The organism is Mucilaginibacter terrenus (assembly GCF_003432065.1).
GTDB lineage: Bacteria > Bacteroidota > Bacteroidia > Sphingobacteriales > Sphingobacteriaceae > Mucilaginibacter > Mucilaginibacter terrenus.
The window spans coordinates 591,665-611,388 of sequence record NZ_QWDE01000002.1; the positions used below are offsets into that span (position 1 = coordinate 591,665).

The 19,724-nt window shown below is 41.8% G+C and carries 19 protein-coding genes; 16 read left to right on the forward strand and 3 right to left on the reverse strand.

All coding sequences use genetic code 11. From position 1 onward, the window contains the following. The first annotated feature begins 16 nt into the window (after positions 1-16). From DYU05_RS13340 to hisS, 16 genes are all read left to right on the forward strand, one after another. Positions 17-1,009, forward strand: a complete 993-nt coding sequence (locus DYU05_RS13340) for an L-histidine N(alpha)-methyltransferase (RefSeq protein ID WP_117383602.1) — start codon at positions 17-19, stop codon at positions 1,007-1,009. A 78-nt stretch (positions 1,010-1,087) separates the two neighbouring features. Continuing rightward, entirely contained in the window at positions 1,088-2,659 is a 1,572-nt protein-coding gene (locus DYU05_RS13345) for a hypothetical protein (protein ID WP_117383603.1), read from the forward strand. Positions 2,660-2,666: 7 nt separating this feature from the next. Further along, entirely contained in the window at positions 2,667-3,218 is a 552-nt protein-coding gene (locus tag DYU05_RS13350) for a hypothetical protein (protein WP_133300231.1), read from the forward strand. Between the two features lie 310 nt (positions 3,219-3,528). Beyond that, entirely contained in the window at positions 3,529-3,810 is a 282-nt protein-coding gene (locus tag DYU05_RS20925) for a hypothetical protein (RefSeq protein WP_165852075.1), read from the forward strand. A gap of 588 nt (positions 3,811-4,398) precedes the next feature. Beyond that, a complete protein-coding gene (locus DYU05_RS13365; RefSeq protein ID WP_117383607.1) occupies positions 4,399-4,608 on the forward strand; it encodes a hypothetical protein in 210 nt (69 codons plus the stop codon). Positions 4,609-4,657: 49 nt separating this feature from the next. After that, positions 4,658-5,599, forward strand: coding sequence for an SPFH domain-containing protein (locus DYU05_RS13370; protein WP_117383608.1), 942 nt, complete (start codon positions 4,658-4,660; stop codon positions 5,597-5,599). A gap of 22 nt (positions 5,600-5,621) precedes the next feature. Continuing rightward, positions 5,622-6,179: a DUF922 domain-containing protein gene (locus tag DYU05_RS13375; protein WP_117383609.1), complete on the forward strand. Its 558-nt coding sequence runs from the start codon at positions 5,622-5,624 to the stop codon at positions 6,177-6,179. 53 nt (positions 6,180-6,232) lie between these two features. After that, positions 6,233-6,991, forward strand: coding sequence for a UDP-2,3-diacylglucosamine diphosphatase (locus DYU05_RS13380; protein ID WP_117383610.1), 759 nt, complete (start codon positions 6,233-6,235; stop codon positions 6,989-6,991). Between the two features lie 123 nt (positions 6,992-7,114). Further along, a complete protein-coding gene (prfA, locus tag DYU05_RS13385; RefSeq protein ID WP_117383611.1) occupies positions 7,115-8,188 on the forward strand; it encodes a peptide chain release factor 1 in 1,074 nt (357 codons plus the stop codon). A gap of 173 nt (positions 8,189-8,361) precedes the next feature. Then, the gene (locus DYU05_RS13390; RefSeq protein ID WP_117383612.1) at positions 8,362-9,285 is read left to right on the forward strand and encodes an FAD:protein FMN transferase; all 924 of its coding nucleotides are present in this window, start codon (positions 8,362-8,364) and stop codon (positions 9,283-9,285) included. 137 nt (positions 9,286-9,422) lie between these two features. Continuing rightward, complete coding sequence (locus DYU05_RS13395) at positions 9,423-9,755, forward strand: hypothetical protein (RefSeq protein ID WP_133300233.1); 333 nt, start codon at positions 9,423-9,425, stop codon at positions 9,753-9,755. A 21-nt stretch (positions 9,756-9,776) separates the two neighbouring features. Then, a complete protein-coding gene (locus DYU05_RS13400) occupies positions 9,777-10,685 on the forward strand; it encodes a hypothetical protein (RefSeq protein ID WP_117383614.1) in 909 nt (302 codons plus the stop codon). Positions 10,686-10,691: 6 nt separating this feature from the next. Beyond that, positions 10,692-11,369 carry a response regulator transcription factor gene (locus tag DYU05_RS13405; RefSeq protein WP_117383615.1) on the forward strand — a complete coding sequence of 226 codons (678 nt, stop codon included), beginning with the start codon at positions 10,692-10,694 and terminating at the stop codon, positions 11,367-11,369. Between the two features lie 9 nt (positions 11,370-11,378). Beyond that, positions 11,379-12,707 (forward strand): sensor histidine kinase, encoded by a 1,329-nt coding sequence (locus DYU05_RS13410; RefSeq protein ID WP_133300234.1) that lies wholly within the window; start codon positions 11,379-11,381, stop codon positions 12,705-12,707. A 204-nt stretch (positions 12,708-12,911) separates the two neighbouring features. After that, positions 12,912-13,589, forward strand: coding sequence for an OmpA family protein (locus tag DYU05_RS13415; RefSeq protein ID WP_117383617.1), 678 nt, complete (start codon positions 12,912-12,914; stop codon positions 13,587-13,589). An 82-nt stretch (positions 13,590-13,671) separates the two neighbouring features. Then, positions 13,672-15,045, forward strand: a complete 1,374-nt coding sequence (hisS, locus tag DYU05_RS13420; protein ID WP_117383618.1) for a histidine--tRNA ligase — start codon at positions 13,672-13,674, stop codon at positions 15,043-15,045. Between the two features lie 4 nt (positions 15,046-15,049). Here hisS and DYU05_RS13425 read toward each other — a convergent pair whose 3' ends face one another. The 3 genes from DYU05_RS13425 to DYU05_RS13435 form a co-directional block, all read right to left on the reverse strand. Continuing rightward, positions 15,050-16,903, reverse strand: coding sequence for a sensor histidine kinase (locus tag DYU05_RS13425; RefSeq protein ID WP_117383619.1), 1,854 nt, complete (start codon positions 16,901-16,903; stop codon positions 15,050-15,052). Between the two features lie 112 nt (positions 16,904-17,015). After that, positions 17,016-18,215: a DUF1501 domain-containing protein gene (locus DYU05_RS13430; RefSeq protein WP_117383620.1), complete on the reverse strand. Its 1,200-nt coding sequence runs from the start codon at positions 18,213-18,215 to the stop codon at positions 17,016-17,018. Positions 18,216-18,230: 15 nt separating this feature from the next. After that, positions 18,231-19,607, reverse strand: a complete 1,377-nt coding sequence (locus DYU05_RS13435; protein ID WP_117383621.1) for a DUF1800 domain-containing protein — start codon at positions 19,605-19,607, stop codon at positions 18,231-18,233. Positions 19,608-19,724: the final 117 nt, after the last annotated feature.

Consider the following 19,724-nt stretch of genomic DNA (forward strand, 5'->3'; position numbering starts at 1 on the left):
TAGATACAACTACCAAATGGATTGCAATACCCTTGACAACAAAATGCCCCAAATTGAACTGAACGACGCAAGCACGCGATTTTACGACGACGTGATGCGAGGCTTGTCTGCCACACCTAAACGGCTCGACTCTAAATACTTTTATGACAGTGTTGGTGATAAGCTTTTCCAGGACTTGATGAACTGTGACGAATATTATCCTACCAACTGCGAAATGGAGATATTTACACAGCAAACAGCAGAACTTGCAAAAGCTATTGTGGGCAGCGGGGATGCGTTTGACCTGATTGAGCTTGGCGCCGGAGATGCAACTAAATCATCTCACCTGCTCAGGTACCTGATACAACAGCAGGCGGATTTTACATACCTGCCCATAGATATTTCAGAGAATGTGATATCGTACCTCAACATTACGCTTCCGGTAACCTTACCTGGCATCGCCATCGAAGGCTTACAGGGCGATTATTTTGATATGCTGAAAAAAGCCGCGGCAATTTCGGGCAAGCGTAAGGTTGTTATGTTCCTTGGCTCAAACATCGGAAATATGCCCGTTGACGATGCGCATGGTTTTGTCCGGGTGCTGCGCGATCATCTTTCGGCGGGCGATATGGTGCTGATTGGTGTCGATCTTAAAAAGAACCCAAAAACAGTTTTAGCTGCTTATAACGATAAAGAGGGTATTACCAAACGGTTTAATATCAACCTGCTTAGTCGTATCAACCGTGAACTTGGGGGTAACTTTGACGTAGATAAATTTGACCATTACCCTACTTACGACCCTGAGACAGGTGCCTGCAGGAGCTTCCTCATCAGCCTGGCCGACCAGCAGGTGACCATCGGCAGCGAAGTGATCTCTTTTAAAAAGGATGAATACATCTACATGGAGATATCACAAAAGTACGCCATAGAACAAGTGGATGCTATGGCCAACGCAACTGGCTTTAAACCCGTTGCCCAACTTACGGATAGTAAGCAGTGGTTTGTGGATGCGGTTTGGGTAGCGAAATAGTTGCAATTATTTTTATTTCGATTGCGTAAGTGTTAATTGTAATTGCTATGTTGCGTTATAATTAACCTGACCAGCACAATGAAATATTTTCTCAAGAACAAGCCGCTTACTTTTGGCCTGCTGCTGTTTGTTATTGCAACTTGCTTTACGTTCTACAGCTGCCGTAAGGATAGCATGCACGGAGGGATGGCTGAAAGCGAAGAAGCATTAGCAACCCATGGTGTAAACTTAAAAGTAATTCAGCAAAAGTATAATAACAGTATTGCTCAAAACCTTAAAACGTCTTCTGTAACTCCAGATCAATTAAAAAATATAGTAGGAAGCATTGATGTTGACTGGAGCACCTTTGTGCTTTATAACAATGCCGACAGCAGCCAGACCATTGAGTTTAGCGTGCCAGACGACCACAGCCTTTTGCTGCCCGGAAGAGCTGTAGATACCGCGAGATACCGTAGTAAAACCAGCGCTGTTTTTATTCTGAAAAGTGATACCGTGAACGCTGCATTTTTTATGAAGACGGTTGAAAACGGAACCACCCCGGGGTATGTGTCTACGTTGACCGATTTTCACTACAAGCATATACCGGCAGGTTTTAGCGGTAACGTGCTTTATTTTACGCTCGGCCGTAATTTTATAAACGGTTATGCCTTTGTGGGTGGTAGCATAAGCAAAGCCCTGTCAGTAAGTGCAATCGTCGGTTCACAACAGGTAAATAGCACACGGCCAGTAAAAACTGATACTTATATGTACGTAAACTGTACCGAAGAAACTTGGGATATTTACTATACAACCATTTTTGAGGGTGTAGTTACACACCGCGATTATGCTTACAGTATTACTTTTACGTATTGCGATTTAGCAGATGACGGCGGAGGCGGCAGCTTTCCACCGGGTGGTGGCGTTACCGGAGATGGTGGCGTGAATCCCAATTTACCACCACTTTGCCCGCCAGCTCCCGCGGTGGCAGCTGTAAAAGGCAAAATTATTATAAACTTAATGCCGGGCGGCGGCGGAGGTAGTGGCGGCGGAGGCGGTGGTGGTACCACGCCGTGTGTGGTGCCGCAGCCGCCTGCACCGCCTACTACCGCCACGGTAACAAACAATATTAAAAATGCCTGTTTGAAAAGTATGGTAAACTCAACTATTTCTGCTGGTGTTAGTAATCAAATTAATACTTTAATTCAAAATGTTTTTGGTAGTTCTACAAAGATGAACTTGACTTTTGAGGAAAGTAGTACATTAATTGCTGAGGCTGATGGATTTACTGTGCCACCGCCGCCAATGGTAAATGGCGCTTTGGATGTAACTGTGCAGTTAGATGTTAATCATTTGCCAAGTTACTCACAAGAATATATAGCAAGGGTAATAATGCATGAAGCTTTACATGCTTATATGTTTGCTAATAGCATCAACTTAAACGTGCAGCATGAAGACATGGCCATCAATTACGTCACTAAAATGGGGGCAGCCCTTCAACAAATGTTTCCTGGGTTATCCTCTCAAGACGCTAAAAATCTATCGCTCGGTGGATTGCAATTAACAACTGAGTTTAAGAACAAAATTGCAAGTGATATGGGTTTGCTAGGTAGCTTTGAGGCTATAAATCTAGCCTATGCTATCGGCGGATCAGGAACAAGATGTAATAACTAGACCTTATATGAAAAATATTAAAAGACTTTTATTTAGCTCATTTATGTTGATGAGCTTTATTACTTTGGGACAGAATAATAATAATCACCTATCTAATCGGGTTGATTTAGCAGTTGACAAAAGTTTTAGAAAATCATATCCAGATAGTCTTTTAGGTGTTTTCAGCAACGCAGTGTATGCAGTTGTTTACAATCCAAGCTTTTGGAAGAATAATCTGACACAGACTATTACCTTTATTAAGGTTGATATAAATAAAAAAGGGGTAGTTCAAGGCATTAATTTTTCAGATAGTGCGGATACCACTTTTGTGAACGAATATGCGAGAAAGCTTGACTTTAACACTCTTGTCCCCACATTAAATAAGTACGCAAAAGCAATGTCCTATAAAAACCTGTCGTTACTGCTGCCATTAACCTACATCCCGCAGCAAAGAGGCAAACGTGCCATTGATCCTGACGCGCTCAATAGAGTGATGAGGTTTAATAATAAGTATTTCTCAGGTAAGGCGATTCTTTTAGAACCCTTGAGCATGGGGGTGCTGGCCTGGGGCAATAGCTAATATTAAGTATTGCTATTTGTGGTAGACATAAAAATGAAAAAACAAGCAGCTATATTATTGACATTCTTACTTCTATCAAGCATAACCGTTCACGGACAATGTACTATAAACATATTAAGGCAGGATAGTAAGGAAACAAAAATGCCAAAAAGTGTTTATGTTGACAGTACTACAATCAATTTAGAAGTTCCGTTTTTTAGGGTGTTAAATGATCCTCATTATTGGCACGATCTTCTTACCGAGACTTTTACCTTTATTAAGGTTGACATAAATAGTAAATGAATGGCTCAGGATATTAGCTTTTCGGATAGTGCCGAGGGTACATTTGTTAACGAATATTTACGGAGGCTTAATTTTACCAGTACAGTACCTGTATAATCGTGGGTGTAAACTCACCTTTAGCATACCCCAGAGTACCCTGGAAGACAGGTATAAAGCTGCGATAGGTTCTTCACAAGCCATTAGGAGCAGCCAGCATTATCTGGAAAGTATTTACCATGTGGCAGACTTTGGTGAACATGGCAATAGTAGTTTTGAATGTATCTTATTGAAGCCTTTGTATTTCGAAGAAAATGAGCCGCCCGGCTATTAAGCCCAGATTACTCTAAAAATTCGGCTAGATAAATTGCGATTACTAATAGATTGCATAAAGCGGAAACTCTAGGACAAAAGTGTAATCCTTAATTAATAAAATGAAAAAGCTCGTTTTAATCATAATCATGTTTTCTTCCCACCGAACATTAGCACAAAGCAACCGTTCAACTTACTTTTATATAGATAGTGCGCAAGTAAAAAATTGGGAGGTGTTTGATGATGCTCCGTTCAGATACTACAAGTTAACATCTCCTCTTTTACAAAATGGGGGACAACTTGTTTGCAGCTATAATGTGAACGATAAACGGTTGAAAATATCTAGAGCAAATTTAAGCATGTACCACTTGGCTAACACTGAGTTACTGATAAAAGTAGCTGAAGAAAGCATCCGATACAATAACAATCGTTCCCCAATTTATTTTATACTTGCTAAAGGAAATTGCCTGGTTCTGCATAAGGTTAAAGTTCAAAACACAGACAGGGGTGTAGATAACCCCGGGGTTCTGGTTCAACCGCCGGCCGCTATAAAGCAAAAACGTAAATAACGTCAGTATTGTGTGACTATAAAAAAATCGTTGCTGGCATCATGTTATTCGTTTTTGTAAATTGTAATAGCAGCAACTTAAACAGTAAACGTGATACTGTAGAAGTTGTAAATGGTGCATATCACTCGAGCAAGCTTGTAGACGACATCCCGGATACTATCAATTCCGTTATTATTGTTAAAAATAGCCTGGTAAACTCCTCGTGGCCGAAACACTTTCTGTTAGCCGCTCATCAAATACTTACTTTATAAAGGTTGCGCATCTGTTTATTAGCGCTATCTTTATTAAAATTAAACACCAATGTCGCCTGCATCTCTTATTGTATACGTTTTAGTTTTCTTTCTTATCATTATTATTCTTTCGTCTTTTGTAACAGTTAAGCAGGGTACAATTGTCGTCATCACCGTATTTGGAAAGTATCGCCGCATTCTTACGCCGGGGCTCAATTTCAAAATTCCGCTTATCGAGAATATTTACTCTAAGATATCTATCCAAAACCGTTCGGTAGAGCTGGAATTTCAGGCGGTAACGTTTGACCAGGCGAACGTGTACTTTAAAGCCATGCTGCTGTATTCGGTACTGGATCAGCAGGAAGAAACCATCAAAAACGTGGCCTTCAAGTTTGTAGATGAGCGCAACCTCATGCAGGCTTTAATACGCACTGTAGAAGGCTCTATCCGCGCCTTTGTGGCCACCAAAAGACAAAGCGAAGTATTGATACTCCGCCGGGACATTGTAGAGCACGTAAAGGAGCAACTGGATACCATACTGGAAGGCTGGGGCTATCACCTGCAGGACCTTCAGCTAAATGATATTACGTTTGACGACGTGATTATGAAATCTATGAGCCAGGTAGTGGCATCAAACAATCTTAAAGCTGCTGCCGAGAACGAAGGACAGGCGTTGCTGATCACCAAAACAAAAGCTGCCGAGGCTGATGGTAATGCTATAAAGATATCTGCCGAGGCCGAGCGGCAGGCAGCACAATTACGTGGTCAGGGTATAGCGCTGTTCCGTGAGGAAGTTGCCAAGGGTATGACATCCGCTGCAAAGGAAATGCAGACCGCCAATATGGATACTTCCGTTATACTGTTTACCATGTGGACGGAATCTATCAAGCACTTTTCGGAAAACTCCAAAGGCAACGTTATTTTTCTGGATGGATCCAGCGACGCTATGCAGCGCACCATGAAAGAAATGATGGCTTTAAACCAATTACATACCGACGCAGTCAAAAAGTAAATTATTTACTTTTTATGCTATAATGGAATTTAAACTATTAAGGATAAGCTGCGTACTTGTCCTGTTTATGCTTGCTGCTACGTCGCTGTTTGCGCAGCCATTCAGGCAGCTCACCCCGGCCGATTTCCGGGGCTATCCAAAGGTGAACAACCGCGGGGTGGTGGCTTATACCAATTGCACTATCGATTTTCATTTCCAGGCCTCACATGAGCATGGCCAATACCGGCTCAACTTCACAGTAAGGCTAAACATGAACAACGATAAATCGTGGATAAACCAATCACTTATCGGCGATAGGGCAAACCTGGCCGAAATACTGAAGCACGAGCAGGGGCACTACAACATAGCTTACCTGGAGCAGCAGGAGGTGTTACGTACCATGAGCCGCAGCCGCTTTACAGCAAATTACCAGCAGGAGGCAATGGCTATTTTTAACCAGATAGATGCCAAATACAAGCAGCTTAACCTTAATTACGATGCTGATACCGAACACAGTACCAATAAGCAGCAGCAAAAAAGCTGGGATACTTACTTTGCTAAACGACTGGAGTTTGCGCCGCCGGTAAATGCAGGTTTATAGCACGGTTGCTCCCGATTTGAAAGCTGTATATTATTGCCGTACTTTTGACGAATATGCCAGAGCGTAATAAGCTATATTTTGCATCCGACTTTCATTTAGGCGCTGTAAGTTACGAGTCTTCCAGGGAACGTGAAGACCGTATTGTTCGCTGGCTTAATGCAATTGCACCCGACGCTGCCGAACTCTTTTTAGTAGGGGACATTTTTGATTTTTGGTTTGAATATAAAACGGTAGTGCCAAAAGGTTATATCCGTTTTCTGGGAAAGCTGAGCGAAATGGCAGATGCGGGGATCAAAATCTATTTTTTTAAGGGCAACCACGATATGTGGATGTTTGATTACCTCGAAAAGGAACTAAATGCAACCATAGTTTCTAATGAACTAAGCATAGAACGTAATGGCAAGCGTTTTTACATCCATCATGGCGATGGTCTTGGTCCAGGCGACAAAAGCTATAAATTTTTAAAGAAGATATTTCGCAGCAAACTTTGCCAGTGGCTATTTGCAAGGCTTCACCCTAACCTGGGGGTTGGCATTGCAAATATGTGGTCTGGTAAAAGCAGGATGGAGGGCAATCGCACGCAACATTTGCGGGCACACGAACAAGAGTGGCTGGTGCAATACTCGAACGAGGTGCTCGCCAATAGCCATTATGATTACCTGATCTATGGGCACCGTCACTATCCGCTTGATATTACGCTTTCGCCACAAAGCAGGTATATAAACCTTGGCGAATGGGTTAACTACAGCACTTATGCGGTATTTGACGGAGAAAACGTTTCGTTGCAACATTTTGAGCCGGCAAGAAAGTAGGTGCGATTTTACAATACGCTGAGTACAGAAGGAAGTATTTTACGTATTTTTGCATGTTGTTCTGCGTATTTAGCTTATTGTTTTTAGCAATAGGTTGACGTTTGCAGATGATTAATTAAGAAGATGTTAGAGAAATTAGAAGCGATATTTCAACGCTGGAAGACAGTTGAAGGTGAGTTAAGCAGTCCTGATGCTATGGCTGATATGAAACGTTTTGCCCAGCTGAACAAAGAATATAAAGATTTGGCCAAGATTGTTGATGAGTACAACAAGTACCGAAACATCATGAGCAATATTGACACCAACAAGCAAATTCTTGCAACCGAAAAGGACGATGAGTTTCGCGAAATGGCCAAGATGGAACTTGACGAATTATTAGGTCAGCAGGAGGAGATGGAAGAAGCCATTCGCCTGATGCTGATCCCTAAGGATCCTGAAGATTCTAAGAACGCCATTATAGAAATCCGTGGTGGTACCGGCGGCGACGAGGCTGCACTTTTTGCAGGCGACTTGTACCGCATGTATATGCGGTATTGCGAAAAACGTGGCTGGAAAACCGAACTGGTAGATTATACCGAAGGTACATCTGGCGGGTACAAGGAAATTGTATTCAATGTAAATGCCGAGGACGCCTACGGGAACTTCAAATACGAATCCGGCGTTCACCGTGTACAGCGTGTACCGGATACAGAAACGCAAGGACGTGTGCATACATCGGCCGCTTCTGTAGTAGTGTTACCGGAAGTTGACGAATTTGATATTGATCTGCAGGTGAGTGATATTCGTAAAGACCTATTCTGTGCTTCAGGGCCGGGTGGTCAGTCGGTAAACACCACCTATTCTGCCGTACGCTTAACCCACATTCCGACAGGTATTGTTGCCCAGTGCCAGGATCAGAAATCACAGTTGAAAAACTACGATAAGGCTTTACAGGTACTGCGTTCACGTGTATACGAAATGGAGTTGCAAAAGCACCTGGAAGAAACCTCTAAAAAGCGTAAAACAATGGTGGCAACGGGTGACAGGTCTGCCAAAGTGCGCACGTACAACTACCCTCAGGGCCGTTTAACAGAACACCGTATCGGCCTTACCATCTACAATCTCCCGGGAGTTATGAACGGCGACCTTCAGGAGATTATGGAAGCGCTTCAGTTCGCAGAAAACGCCGAGAAGTTGAAAGAAGGTACAGTAGCTTAATGCAGCTGTAAAACTTATACTGAAAGGCGCTTAATAGCGCCTTTTTTGTTTTAACGGGCCTTTTCATCTCATTTTCATGATGCACCTATACTTTAGCAGGGTTAGGTTCCGGATGGTGTGTTTTCTTTAGCACTGTTTGTAACGTTTTTAGCTGTACGTAAATCTATAGGCATATGCTGGAAGTAAAGAGTTTAACTAGTAATAAAACGATATTCGGGCACTCTGCCGAACTGATGGGCAGTCGTTTTGAAATAAGTGTCGTTTCGGATGAGGAAGCTTTGGCCAACCAGCAGGTGGCGGCAGCACTGGACGAGATTGATCGTGTAGGAGAGCTGTTAAGTACCGTTGCTGATGACAGCAAAATAAACGAAATAAACCGGAACGCGGGTTTAAAGCCGGTAAAGGTGGACAGCGAAATATTCAGGCTGGTAGAACGTTCCTTGCAAATATCGGAACTTACTTATGGTACTTTCGACATTACCCATCCTTCAGAGCAACCAATAATAAATAATGCAAAACCAGCCAGGCGCAAAGCTAACGTTGCCAGTTACAAGAATATAGTACTTGATGCTGCCAAACAGACCGTATTTCTTAAGAACAAGGGTATGCGCATTGGCTTTGATGCTATTAGCCGTGGCTATGCTGCGGATAGGGCCAAGTACATTTTGCAAATGAGTGGTGTAAGCAGTGGTGTTATCAATGCTGGCGGCGACCTGCTTAGCTGGGGACTTCAGCTGGACAACACGCCATGGACAATAGGCGCTGCCGATCCTTCGCAGGCACACCAGCCCTTTGCGGGCTTAAACATAAGCAACATGGCCATTACAACATCTTTTAACAATGAAAGTGCTGATACTGTAGCCCCCAATAAAATAGCCGGCAATATCAATCCGGAAACAGGCTTTGAGGTAAGTAAAATTAAAAGCGTAAGTATTATTACACCTGGTGCGGAACTTGCCGATGCAATGGCGCTGCCTATTATTGCAATGGGCATTAATGCCGGCCTGTATCTTATTAACAAGCTTAATCAAATGGCTTGTATTATAATTGACGATCATCAGCGGGTATATACATCCAGGGCGGTAAGCCTTGCCTGATATAAAGCTCAACACGTTGGTTAATTGTTATATTTACCCCTACTAAATCAATTTTTATAGTTAAAATTTTACCGTAAATACTTCATTTACAAAGCGGCTTTGTGGCCCTTGTAAATAATGATTTTCTTTCCTTTATAATGATAAAGCGGCTCCTTTATATTGTGTTGTGTATTATATGGGTGCCGTGCCTCTTATCTGCAAAAAGCATTACTTTCACTAAAAATAATGTATCCGGCTATGCTATACGCCCGGGTACGTCGTTATTGCAGGATACCACCAACAAAGCCAAACAACACGACGACGATAAAAAGAAGATAAAGGAAGTAGCTAAAGCAAAAAAACAACCAAAGCCCGAAAAGATAGAAGAGCTTGACCCGCTTACCGGTAAGCCCAAGGTGAAACCTAAGCGGCAACGGCGGCCTGAAGGGCTAGAGCGCCCACCTGAAATACCAAGAAGAAATAATAATTAATATTAAGTTTACGCACTATTAATGAAATACTTCGGCATATTGGTTCTGTCTTTTATTTGCAACGCTGTAAATGCGTTAGAGCACCCGCTTGTGCCAGCTTTGGAAGCGCCGGTAACTAATGTAAGCGCCGATACAACCCGGAAAGACACGGTCGCCGAAGCTGCACCCGTACGAAAAAACTCACTTTCGGCTGGGATAAACTATGGCAGTGACGCACTGTTCTTTGGCCGTACAGGTCCTTACAAGTATCCATTTATGGCTGCCGATGCAGTTATCAATTACAAATCCGGGTGGTTTGTTTACGGTTCGGCACTTAAGGTTTTAGGTTATAATGCTGCCACAATAGATGAGGTTGATGTGGGTGGGGGGTACTACTACAGGGTATCAAAAAAAATTGCCGGTAACGTTAGTTATACTCGCTTTATATTCAATAATAAGTCTGAGATAATAAAATCAGCATCATCAAACGACATTAACTTAAAGAATGCTGTTGACTGGGGGCCGTTTAAAACAACCCTGATTGGAGATTACCTCTTCGGCAAGTCACACGATATTTTTGCAACTGTAAGCAATTCCAAATACTGGGAAAGCAGCTGGAATGTTTTTGATGATCAGGATTATCTTTCTATCAACCCTGCCTTTACTTTTATTTTAGGTACGCAAAACTTCGTGCAGCGATATTCCATCGATCATAAGTATAGATTAGAAGCAAATAACATTTACATCCGTAATGAGAACGGCGCCGGCGCACGGGCTAATGCGCGGTTTACCATGCTTAACTACAGCATAAAGGTGCCTGTAGCATATAACCGCCCACATTATACAGTAGAGTTTTCCTATAAATACTCTATGCCGGTAAATGTAGAAGGTGCTTTAATGAACCGCAGGGAATCGTTCTACAATCTTACCTTTTATTACATTTTTTACTGATACAGGATGAATGTTCTAATTATTGAGGATGAAAAAGCACTCGCTTACGAACTGGAGTTGTTCCTGTCAAAGAACAACTATATCTGCGAAGTATGTTTTAGTGGAAGTACCGCGTCTGAAAAGATAGCCGTAAACCTGTACGATTTTATTTTGATAGATTTAGGGCTGCCTGACTACGATGGACTTGATTTACTTAAGGAAGCCAAGATAAGCAGGCCGGAAGCAGCCTGCATTATATTAACAGCCAGGGCAGAGGTAAATGATCGTATAAAAGGGCTCGACCTTGGTGCAGATGATTACCTGCCGAAGCCTTTCTCGTTACTCGAGCTGCAAAGCCGTATGCAGGCTATTACCCGCCGCAAATTTGGTTTAGTTAACCAGGTTGTTGATCTGGACGGATTTATTGTAGACCTTACTGCACGCACAATTTCCTATTTAAATAACGCTGTCAATTCTATCACAAAAAAGGAGTTTGACCTGATAGCGTATATGATTCTTCATAAAAATCGTACGCTTACCCGAACGCAGCTTAGTGAACACATATGGGGAAGCGTGGTTAATGATGACTACGACAGCAACTTTATAGACGCACATATTAAAAACATCAGGAAAAAGTTAAGCGCATTTGCACCAATTGAATGGTTGGAAACTGTACGGGGATTGGGTTATCGTATTAAAAGCTAATTGCCAGTTGTGAAGTTACGGACCAAACTCACCCTGTTTAATGCCATATCTAAACTGGTAATTGTAACACTGTTTGTTCTGTTACTGCCCGCCATTATAGAGAACATCAACAAAAACTACACGGACAATCGCCTGGTTAAGCAGAAAGAAAAGCTGCTGCAGATTGTTAAGGAAAAGGGTATTAAATCTTACATCGAGAATGGCGAAAGTTACGGCAGTTACCTTCCGCTTAAAGAGGAATACATCAGTCTGGACGAGGTAGAGCCTGATTATTATGCTGATACCATACAGAATGAGCGCCGCCTTGTTGAACGGGATACTATAGATTACCGCATACTGAGCCACACATTTAAAGCGGGTAATCGCAATTACCTGCTGGAAATAGGTAAGAGCACAGAAACTATTGGCGAGACCACTAAGCCGTTACAGAACATTGCCTTCTCTGTTTTGGTTGGATTGATCTTGCTCACTATTCTGGCTGATCAGGTTTATTCTACCTATATACTACGGCCACTAAGCATCATCATCAAAACTAAACTGGTTGGAGCAAGGTTCCCCAGCTTTACCTCTTACAAAGAAGTCAAAACAAGTACGTCTGATTTTCAGCGACTAGATATCAGCATACATAAGATGATAGAAACGATAGAGGGGGCGTTTCAAAAGGAACGTGAGTTTATCTCAAACGCATCGCACGAATTGATGACACCTATTTCCATCCTGCAATCGAAAATCGAGAATATGTTTGGAGAGGAGAACATTACCGACGAGGTGAAAGTGCGGATGTTGGAGATGCAGAGAATACTCAATCGCCTTAAAACTATTACTAAGACACTATTACTTATCTCACAAATTGAAAACGAGCAGTTTCTAAAAGAGGATAAAGTTTCACTTAAAGAATTGCTGCAGGAGATTTATGATGAGATATCCATACGGTTGCAGGATAAAAATCTGAGCTTTGATATTGCTGCGGTACAAGATGTCGAACTTTCTGGGGTGAACAAATACCTGCTCTTTAATTTATTGTTTAATCTGGTTAATAACGCTGTTAAGTACAACAAAGTCGACGGCTCTATCAGCATTACCGGAGAAGAGCTGAATAGTTATTATGTGTTGAGTATCAGCGATACCGGCATAGGTATAGATGCTGCAGAGATCCCGTATATATTTGACCGGTTTAAAAAAATAAAACAGTCGCTTTTACAGGATAGCTTCGGGCTGGGTTTGCCTATAGTAAAAACAATCGCTACATTTCACAACATATCAGTTGATGTGCGTTCCACAAAGGGTGAAGGCAGTACATTTACGTTAATAATACCGGGAAAGCTGATTAGTAAGTAACGCTTTGTACTAAATTGCGGTCATTCATTTCGCCATTTACTGAACAAGCGCGTTTTGCATTATTGTAATCGTTGCCTGTTTATTAAAAAAGTATTGTTTGAGTTTTAATAATTAACCTTTGCGGCTGGCGCGAGTCAAACCTGTTATTTAACACGTTTTGGCATTTGCTTTGCAAATGATAAGCAAAACACTACAACATATATCATGAATACATTAAGATTAAAGATAGCTACTTTCAGTATTGCTATAGCTACGTTAGGCGTATTGGGCTCTAGCTGTAACTCGTTAACAAAAACACAAAAGGGCGCTGCAATTGGTGCAGGTGCCGGTGGTACAATTGGTGCCGTTATAGGTAAAGCAGCAGGTAACACTGCATTAGGTGCTATTATAGGTGGCGCAGTTGGTGGTACAGCCGGTGCATTTATTGGCCGTAATATGGACCGCCAAGCGGCAGAAATTAAACAAACCGTACCTGGTGCAACCGTTATCCGCGAAGGCGAAGGTATATTGGTTAAGTTTGATTCGGGTATCCTGTTTGATACAGACAAATCTGATCTGAAGGCAGCAGCACGCACCAACCTGCAAAATTTATCAGAATCACTTGTGAACAATCCACAGACTAACATCTTGATTGTAGGCCATACAGATAATACTGGTTCAGATTCTCATAACATGGATCTTTCTGTACGCCGTGCTGAGGCGGTTAAGGCTTACATTGCTGCGGGTAACGTAGCTAACTCCCGCCTTACCACTTCAGGTAAGGGCGAAAGTGAGCCAATTGCCGACAATAGTACAGTTGATGGCAGGGCTCAAAACCGCCGTGTAGAAATTGTAATTGTTGCTAACGAGCAAATGAAGAACCAGGCCCGTAGCGCACAGTAAGTTTATATAAGATCATTTAATAGTTTAACAGGCCCTTTGCTGATAAAGCAAAGGGCTTTGTTTTTTGTACCTTTGCGGCATTATGGCATCTGTTAAACCTTCTGTCCCAAAAGGCACTCGCGACTTTTCTCCGGCCGAGATGGCCAAACGCAATTTTATATTTGATACCATTAAGAGTGTATTCCGCAAGTATGGGTATCAGCAGATAGAAACGCCGAGTATGGAGAACCTGAGCACGCTTACTGGTAAATATGGTGACGAAGGGGATAAGTTGATTTTTAAAGTTTTAAACAGCGGAGACTTCTTGTCAAAAGCTAATGACCAATACCTTACAGAAAAGAACTCCAATTTGCTTACAGCTTCTATATCAGAAAAGGCATTGCGTTATGATCTTACAGTTCCATTTGCACGTTATGTAGTGCAGCATCAAAATGAGATCACCTTTCCATTTAAGCGTTTTCAGGTGCAGCCGGTTTGGCGTGCAGACCGCCCTCAACGTGGCCGCTACCGTGAGTTTTACCAATGTGATGCAGACGTTGTAGGTTCCACCTCATTGTTGAATGAAGCTGAATTTGTACAGATTTATGATGAAGCTTTAAGTAAACTTGGACTAAAGGACTTTACAATAAAGATTAATAATAGAAAAATACTATCAGGGGTTGCTGAAGTTATAGACAAGGGTGATAGTATAATTGATTTAACTGTAGCAATAGATAAGCTGGATAAAATAGGCTTAGACGGTGTAATTAAGGAATTGCTGGATAGGGGTTTTACTCAGGCTGACATTGACAGAATTAAGCCGGTGATATTGTTGCAAGGTACAAATGGCGAGAAGCTTGCAAGCCTCAGGTCGGCTTTGCAAGCTTCCACAGTTGGCCTTCAGGGATGTTATGAGCTTGAAACTGTTTTTAGGTACTTACAATATACTCCGCTAAAAAGAGCAACGCTTGAATTAGACATTACCCTGGCAAGGGGCCTGAATTATTATACCGGTGCCATCTTTGAGGTTAAAACCAACGAAGTAGCTATGGGTAGCATAGGCGGCGGGGGCAGATATGATGACCTAACAGGGATGTTTGGCTTGAAGGGACTTACCGGTGCAGGTATTTCTTTTGGTGCCGACCGTATATATGATGTGCTGGAGGAACTTAACTTGTTCCCGGCATCAGCAGTAGCAGGCACTAAGGTATTAATTATTTGCTTTGATGAAGCCGGAGAGGCTTATGCATTACCATTGCTGCAGAAATTGCGCAATTCGAATATTAGTGCAGAGCTTTATCCAGCAGGTGCTAAGATTAAAAAGCAAATGGATTATGCAAATAACAAGCAGATACCTTTTACCATTTTAATAGGCAGCGATGAGATGCAAAGCGGTCTGCTTACTTTAAAAAACATGGAGAGCGGCGAACAGGAAAAGCTTACCGGCGAAGATATTCTGGCAAAGCTAATTGCCTGACCATTTATGTTAGGTATACTTTAAAAACTGAGCCTTCTCCCGGGGTGCTATTAACATCTATTTTACCACCAAAAGCCTCAATTTGGTTTTTTGTGATAAAAAGCCCCATGCCCTTTGCGTCGCGATTGCCGTTGAACGTTTTGTACATTCCGAAAAGCTCACTTCCGTGTCTATTAAGGTCAATACCAATGCCATTGTCTTTAATGGTGAATCCTCGTTTACCAGCTGCTTCGTTAAAATAATCTATAGATATCTGGGGCTGTCGTTCAGGTGAGCGGTATTTGATTGCGTTACTTAAGAGGTTGTGTACTATGCTTTCGAGATAAGCGGGACTATAGTTAACCGTTATCTCGCTCGGGATATAGTTGTTCACCTTAGCGCTACATTTATTTATTTCATTTTGCAACAGTAAAATAGCACGTTGAAAATAGTCGTGAAGGTTAAGCTCAACAGTTTGTATATCTATATTGCTTTGAATAGATACTACTTCATTAAGGTTATCAATCGTTTCATTAAGTTGTTCTGACACCTTACCCAGGTGGTCAGTCATTTCTTTCTTTTCCTGCTCTGTAGTTGTAGGGTCAGATACAACATCCATCAACATTTTAAAGTTGCTTGCATGCGTGCGCAAGTTGTGAGACACGATGTAGGCAAAGTTTAATAACCTGTTATTCTGGCCACTGATCATGTCAAGTGTATCGCGTAATTGCTGCTCCTGCTGTTTTTGGCTGGTGATGTCGGTATGTGTACCAATTATACGCGCAGGCTTGCCATCTTCGTCATACTCTATAACCTTACCTCTATCTAGTATCCACTTATAGGTGCCGTCTTTACAAAGTATCCGGTGTTGGTTTTCGTATGATTGGGTAACTCCATTAAAGTAGTTATGCGCATCAGCTAAGAACTTTGCCTTATCATCCGGGTGCACCCGGCTTGTCCAATCACCTATAACATTGCCAAAGTTTTCGTTCTCCATACCTATCATACGTAAGCACTGCTGCGAATGATAAATGGTTTTATTTCTTAGGTCGAGGTCCCAAAGCCCCCCGCCGGAACCTTCTATAGCAAAGCTCCAGCGTCTTTCGCTTTCGCGTAAAGCATCTTCCGCAGTTTTTCGTTGCGTTATGTCTTTTATCTGAGAAACAAAATATAAAGGAGTGTTATCGTGATCGCGCACTAGCGAGACGTTTAGCAATATCCAAATGGTGCGGCCATCTTTCCTGAAATAGCGCTTTTCCATTTGGTAGTTCTTCCGATCTCCCTTCAGCGTCTGGTGCATCAGTTCCAGGTCAACTTCAAGGTCTTCAGGATGAGTGATCTCCTGAAACGTTGTACTCATTAGCTCATCGTTGGTATAACCCAGCATGTCGCAAAGGCTTTGGTTTACTTTCATAAACTTACCATCAGTAGACACCAGAACCATACCGATCGAACTCCACTCGAACGCATTTCTAAAACGTTGCTCACTTATTGCAAGTTCAAGTTCAATTTGTTTGCTTTCTGTGATATCAATATGGCAGCCTACCATCCGTATTGGAAGATTGCCCTCCCATTCAATTACCTTCCCCGAGCTCTTTATCCATATAATAGAGCCATTTTTATGTTTGTATCTTACCTCAACATTAAAAGGGATTTTGCCTTGACTTGAAAAGTGCGCCGCTACACACGCATCCATTTTAGCCCGGTCTTCATCTACTATTAGCTGCGACCACGTTTCGGTAGAACCGGGCAGTTCAACATCGTCATATCCAAACAAGGCTTTAAAGGCAGTGCTGTAAATTACTTTATTTTCCTGGACGTAATAATCCCAATATCCGGCAAGATTTTGCTCAAGAATTACTTTAAAAATGTCGTCCATTCGTGATAGGGGCTGTGTCCGATAAGGGCAATTAAATTTACAATAATTTATTAGTTATTGAAATTATAGACTTACAGGAGGAAAAGTATTAGTCCACGAGTAACAACATGTATTAAATAAAGTTTAGCCTTGTAAAATTCTTATTTAAAACCTGTGCATTATCAACCTCTAGCCACTTATCTAATACGGTAGCATACACATTTCTAAAATCTACTTCATATTTCAAATCTCCGTTATCCAACTGTGAAAGATTTGGTGCGTTGTTATAAATCCCGGCTTTCTGCAATTTTCCTCCAAATAGCATCACATTGTTTGCGGTTCCGTGGTCAGTGCCGTTACTTGCATTTTGTTCTACTCGTCGACCAAATTCAGAAAATGTCATTACTAGTGTATCATTCAGTTTGCCGGTCTGTTTAAGGTCCTTGATGAACGCTGCAACCGCATCGGCATAAATTTTTAGTTGGCGGCCCTGTTGATTTTGCTGGGTAGTGTGTGTATCAAAACCACTTAATGATACATAGTAAACCCGTGTTTTTAGTCCGGAGTTGATGAATTTTGCTACTGTTTTCAGCTGATTTGCAAATTGCGTTTGCGGATAAAGGGCAGTGGTGTTGTATGTTTTTGATGTTTGTTGAATGTAATCTGCTGATGAGTAGGTTTCTATCATTGTTTTATACAGATAGCCTAAGTTGTCTTCATTAAGGTGCGCTTCATTATGTTCATGAACTAACTGTTTAAAAAATGGCTCACGAGTAGAACGGTATAGCCTTGCAGGGTCTTCTACCGCAATGCCTTTCATTTTGGCGCCCTTCATAGCTAACGATAATGTATCATCAACTTCAACCGCAGTGTATGGGTCTTTGCAGGTGCTGCAATTCGAATCAAGATATCTCCCTATCCAGCCAGTGGTAAGAAATTGGTTAGCATCACTCCCGGTTTGCCATATATCCATCGAGCGAAAGTGCGAGCGGTCCGGATTAGGATACCCTACCGAATTAACAATACTCATCCATCCCTGGTCATATAAGTCCTTTAAAGCAGCTAAGTTTGGGTTTAAGCCTTGCATGTCGTTCAGCTTTATAACATCTGCTTGTTTAATGCCAATGGTAGGGCGTTTTTGATAATAGATGTCGTTGCCAAATGGCACAATGGTATTTAGTCCATCGTTACCGCCAGAAAGTTGTACAACAACCAGGTTCTTATAGCCGGTAAGTTCGTCTGAAGCCACTGCTTCAAATGGCTTCAGGAACGAGGGCAGCAGGAAGGCTCCCGATGCAAGTGCTGTGTTCTTTAAAAAGTCTCTTCTTTTCATGGTTATATCTTTTGGCTAACAAAGCTGGTATTCCGGGGTGGATACTAATTCTACCAATAAAGTTTTTGTATCAGCTGTTGTATTTACAATCGCTGTAAGATTATTATTAAGTGCTGGCGCAAGTAAGGTTTGGGCAAGGGCGTTTTTTGTAAGATGCTTTATACTGCTTAAAACTTTATCCCAGTCGGCACCTGCCTGTACTTTGGTTACTACAGCTTGTTGCTGCTTATGTGAAGAGGCGATAAAAGCCTCATCTTCCGGGTCAACTTTGCCGCTAAAATCTATTACGCCGCCATTAAGTACTGTAGATGGTATTTTAATACGATACATTAGCGACGAACTATCTATCCAGTTCCTGCCACCCGGCCAACCAGCAACATTAGGAGGGTAGAACAGTACCTGCCCGAGTGCCCGCTCAAATTGAAGAACTACATCGGGGTTTTGATAGGTAATATAAAACTGCCTGTTTAAACCAACTATAAAGTCTACCGGAGATTTAATAAGATTGGCCATGTTTTTTTCAGCATAAAACCAATCGGCATTGAACAAAAATAATAGTAGCGGTTTAATCTCGTAATTACTGTTAAAGAACGTATTTGCCATTGCATCTACATGGGCCGGATCGGGTGTTTCATTCACGAAGTTTCTGTACAGTTTGTTGCATATAAAATGCGCCGTTTCCTTTTTTGCCAGTAACATATCTATGACGTCTTCCCCTGTAAAGTTGCCGCTTTTACCCAAAAAAGTTTTTGACCCGGTATCATGCAGGTTTAGCCGGTTTACGAATTTTCCATCTTTGTTAAACCCCCAGCCTGTAAAAGCCCTTGCCGATTCTTTTACGTCTTGTTCTGTATAATTACCTCTTCCAATAGTAAAAAGTTCCATCAGCTCCCGGGCAAAGTTTTCGTTAGGGTGATTTTTTTGATTTTGCTGATTATTCAAAAACTGCAGCATAGCTGGTGACTTTGCTACCTCAATTAACAATGTTCTAAAATTACCTATGGCATGCTCTCGCTGAATATTGTTGAGTTGCTGTGCATACCAGGCATTTTGTGTACGGCAGGCAAAGTGGTTATGCCAAAACAGGGTCATCTTCTCCCGAAGTACAGCCTTTGTAGTGCTCATCTTGTTAATCCAATCTATATTCAACGCTTTTTCCTGTTGGCGTTGCTCTTGCAAGAACATTTTCTTGGTGCCTTCATTTGCCTGTAAAAAATCTTTGTAGCTAATATTTCCAGCTATAATGTCAGCTGGCTCGCTGATCTCAGCCTGAAGAAGCAATTTATTTACGGCTTGCTTTATAGTGAGGTTTGCTGTTTCATTTAACTGGTCAAACCTTAGCCCAAAACCAGCCCTGGAATATAGATGCCTGATGTTTTTTACGTCAATCATATTAATGGTTTGACTCCAATGTTATCAACTGGTTTAGTTTCAGGTAAATTGCTTAACTGATTTTAATAATTGATTATCTTATATTATATTCGGGCTACCCAAACCCTATTTAATTAT